2 protein-coding genes are annotated in these 4005 nt (G+C 74.3%); one reads left to right on the plus strand and one right to left on the minus strand.

The annotated features are described in order from the left end of the window. Nucleotides 1-1563: sensor histidine kinase (locus tag FNH09_RS45100; RefSeq protein ID WP_152895670.1), on the minus strand; the 1563-nt coding region annotated here is incomplete at its 3' end. 904 nt (nucleotides 1564-2467) lie between these two features. On the opposite strand from FNH09_RS45100, the gene FNH09_RS45105 reads away from it, so the two are divergent. Beyond that, complete coding sequence (locus FNH09_RS45105; RefSeq protein ID WP_152895671.1) at nucleotides 2468-3403, plus strand: YihY/virulence factor BrkB family protein; 936 nt, start codon at nucleotides 2468-2470, stop codon at nucleotides 3401-3403. The last annotated feature ends 602 nt before the right edge of the window (nucleotides 3404-4005 follow it).

The following is a 4005-nucleotide window of genomic DNA, read 5'->3' on the forward strand; positions in this document are numbered from 1 at the left end:
CCCCCGACGAGCGGCGGTCCGCCGCTCGTCGGGGGCGGGTGGCAACGGGTGCCGGCCCGTCGCGTCCTCGGTTCCGGCGCGTACGGCCTCGCGGAAGCTGCCGAAGCGGGCGGCCTTGGACCGGATGTCCGCGGCGGGCTCCGTACGGCGCGCGAGGTCCGAGGTGGTGGAGCGGGACCGTTCGGCGGCGGCGAGGGTACGGCCCCGGCGGCGCTTGGGCAGGCCGGAGGGGCCCTGCCCCGCCTCGTCGTCCGCGCCGTCACGGTTCCCCTCCGGTACGGCGTCCCCCAAGGGGGCGCCGACGGCGTCCGCCGAGGCGGCCGCGGTCGGGTCGAGGGTGACCGCAGTGGAGGCGGCCGACGGACGCTGCGGAGCGGACGCGGACACCGGCTTGGACGGGCCGGGCGCGGCGGCGCGCGGTTCGGCCGGGGCGGCGGTGAGGATGTCCTGCGGGACGAGCATCAGGACGCCGGTGCCGCCGCGCGCGGAGGGCCGGAAGGAGATCTTCAGACCGTGCTTGCGGGCGAGCCGCCCGACGACGGCGAGACCCAGCCGGGTCCCGGTGAGGCCGCCCAGTTCGGCCACGTCACCGGCCACGGCCTGTTCGGCCCGGCGCAGTTGGACGTCGCCCATGACGAGTCCGCTGTCCTCGACGGAGACGATGACCCCGGCGGGCACCTCTTCGACGTAGACGTGGACCTCGGCGTTCGGCGGGGAGAAATTGGCCGCGTTGTCGAGGAGTTCGGCCAGGGCGTGCATGACGCCCTCCGCCGCGAATCCCGCGACCGCGCTGTCGCTCACGGAGTGCAGCCGGATGCGCTGGTAGCCGCTGATCCGGCCCATCGCGCCGCGCAGGATGGACTCCATGGCGATCGGGCGCGCCCAGCGCCTGCCGGAACGGGCGCCCGTGAGCACCGCGATCGAGTCCGCCAGACGGCCCGCCTGCGCGGTGCGGTGGTCCAGGTGGAGCAGATCGGCGAGCACGTCCTCGTCGCTGTGCCGGTCCTCCATCGCCCGCAGGTCGGCGAGGGTGCCGGTGGCCAGCGCCTGCATCCGGGCCGCGGCGTTGGCGGTCGCGGAGATCGCCGCCGCGCGCTCGCCGACGGCTCGCTCCAACCGCGCGGAGACCGTTGCCAGTTCGGCGGCCAGGCGGTGCTGCTCGGCCTCGCCGGCCTGGGCGAGCCGGACCCGTTCGTGTGCGAAGTCCTCCAGCAGCCGGGCGCGTTCGTGCCCGGCCGCGTCGCCGAGCCGCTGGTTCTCCCGGCGCCACTGCTCGGCCGCACGGGCGCCTTCGTGCAGGGCGCGCTGCGCTTCGTCGTTCGCGGCGCGCAGCGCGGTGCGGGCGGCGCGGGCCGTGCGTAACCCGTGCGCGGCGACCGTGACGGCCGCGCACAGCAGCACCGCGGCGGCGCCCGCGCCCCAGGCGAGCGGGCCGCGCACCGAGTGCGGGGCCGCCGCGACGGAGCAGCAGACGACCAGCGTGGACAGGGCCGCGGTGGGCAACGCGACGGTGAGATGGGAGCGGAGGGCGGGTCGGTCGCCGTGGGCAGCGGACGCGGTCATCAATCGGTTCCTCGGGCGGCCGCAGCGGCTACGGCCCTCGTCTCGTCCTCGGGAAAAATTGCGCGCAGAAAGCTGTTTGGATCGATCAACTGGGCGTCACTATACGAGAGTTTGCGATGAGGTCCAGAGCGTTCCGCTTCGCCTTCGGGAACCCGGCGAAGGCTCCGGTGCCAGTCGGCCACACCCTCGGCCCCGCCGACCGCACCTGCCGCCGACGGCCGAACACAATTACCGGGAGCCGTTCCGCCACCCGCCTCTTCAGCCGTCTCTCATCCTCCTCTTCAGCCGTCTCTCATCCTCCTCTTCATCCGATCCTGTCGATTTGCACACCCCGGCAGAGAACGCGGAAATCCCCTCGCGCGCGGCCCGCTCGGGATTCGGCCGGACGGACGGATCGGATGATCCGGAGTTTCCCCGGCCGTCGCCCCCGACCGCCTCACCCGCCTCGGGATGCCACCCGCGCCGACCCGCCGCGACACGCCGCTCCAGCGCCGTGACCGGCGGCGTTCACCTGGCGTTTCCCCCGTACCGGGCGATCCGCGTGCGCCCCCGCCGCCCTGCCTGTCACTCGGGCATTCCCCCGTCGTCGGCGGTACCGGCGGTATCGACGGCATTCGTCCTTTCGTCGGACGGATTCCCTTGTCGCCGCCTGAAGGGAGAAATTCCGGGTAAGCGCGACACTTAGACGCGACGCATAGCCGCGACGCACAGACGCGACACATGCACGGCCGAAGCGGGTCCATCGGCATGAGAGCGGTTCACCGGCGTGGAGAAAGGACCTGCGATGACGAGGCCGACCGCACCACCCGACGAGGAAACCTCCGCCCCACGGCGGACCGGGCGGTCACGGACGGCGGCGGCCGACGGCGCCCCGCTCTCCGCCCGCGTCACCACCGTGCACCGCATGTCCGCGCGGTCCCGGTCCGTCCCGGCCGACCACGGGCCCCGCCCGCACGCCCCGGCCCGCCGCGCCGCCCGGGTCCTGCGGGTGTCCCCCGCCTGGTGGCCCGCCCTGCGCCGGACACCGGTGTCGATGTGGCGCGACGACGTCTCCGACCACGCCGCCGCCCTCACCTACTACTCCATCCTGGCGGTGCTGCCCGCCCTGCTGGTCACCGTCGTCGCGTTCAGCCTGATCAGTCCCGACACGGCCAAGGTGTTCATCGCCCACGTCGCCGCCTACGCACCCGGCCAGTCGGGCGCCGAACTGCACGACGTGCTGGCCCGCACGCTGCGGGACGACTCGGCGGCCTGGACGCTGCTGTGCGCCGGCGCCGTGAGCGCGCTGTGGTCCGCCTCCAGCTATCTCGCCGTCTTCCGGCGCGCCCTGCACCGGATGCACGGCACGGCCGACCGCCGCTCCCCCTGGCGCAAGGGCCACCGCACCGTGCTCACCGCGCTGCTGCTGCTCGGACTGCTCGAAGTCAGCGCGCTGGTCATGGTGCTGACGGGACCGGTCGCCGAGGCCGCGGGCCGCCTGCTCGGTCTCGACGCGATGGCCTCATGGGCGTGGGGCCTGCTGCGCTGGCCGCTGCTGCTGGGGCTGGTGGCGCTCCTGGTGGTCGTCGTCTTCCACACCGGGCCCGTATCGGCCCGTCGGCGCGGCCACATCCTGCCCGGCGGGGTGCTGGCGGCCGGCCTGTGGCTCACCGCCTCGGCCGGCTTCGCGGTCTACGCCTCCGCCATGAGCGCCTACAGCCGCCTCTACGGTTCCCTCGCGGGCGTCGTGGTGTTCCTGATCTGGCTGTGGATGTCCAACCTCGCCCTGCTCGCGGGCGCCCAGTTCATCGCCGAACTGAACAGGGAGTCGGCCGCGCCCCGCGGCCGGGGAACGGCGTAGCACCCGGTTCCCGGGGCCCGGGAACGGCGTGACGCCCCGGACGACGTGTCGCCGGGGCGCCCATCGCGACGGTGGCCGCTTCTCCTTCACCGCCGCGATGCCCGCCGCGCCGGTCCGGGCGCGGCGGGAGGTCCGGTGACGGTGGCCGGCCCGGTGCGGAGCCGGTCCTGCCGGCACGGAACCCTGCGATGGTGCCAGAAGTCGCGCAAACCGTGTGGTGAACAGGCCTTGCCAGGGAGGGTGCGGCTGATCCATGCTCGCCGCGTGCGCAGCAGTGGACGAAAGGACGCGGCACGAATGACGAGGGCGTATGCCCGCCGTGCCCGGCCCGTGGGTCCACGGCGATGTACCGGCGGCAGTCGGCGCGCACGGTCCTGAGGTCCTGACGGCCGGGCCGCTCCCCCTCCTCCCCGGGGCCGGCCGTCCGCCTCATGGAACACCTTCCCGGCGGGTCGATCCGAACCCCTCGGGCGAATCGATTCCTCGGGCAGTCCCGCGGAACCGCCCCGCCCGGGCTCCGACCGCCCCGGCCGCCACCGCGGACGTCCCGGTCCGCACCACCCACACACATCGCCACCTCACCGCTCAGGACGACCATGCAC

Origin of the sequence: Streptomyces adustus (genome assembly GCF_009377175.1) — a bacterium.
GTDB lineage: Bacteria > Actinomycetota > Actinomycetes > Streptomycetales > Streptomycetaceae > Streptomyces > Streptomyces adustus.

What these genes read in the sequence shown, in the direction of transcription:
- FNH09_RS45105 (WP_152895671.1), top strand. Translation starts at nt 2,468, where the DNA reads ATGTCCGCGCGGTCCCGGTCCGTCCCGGCCGACCACGGGCCCCGCCCG.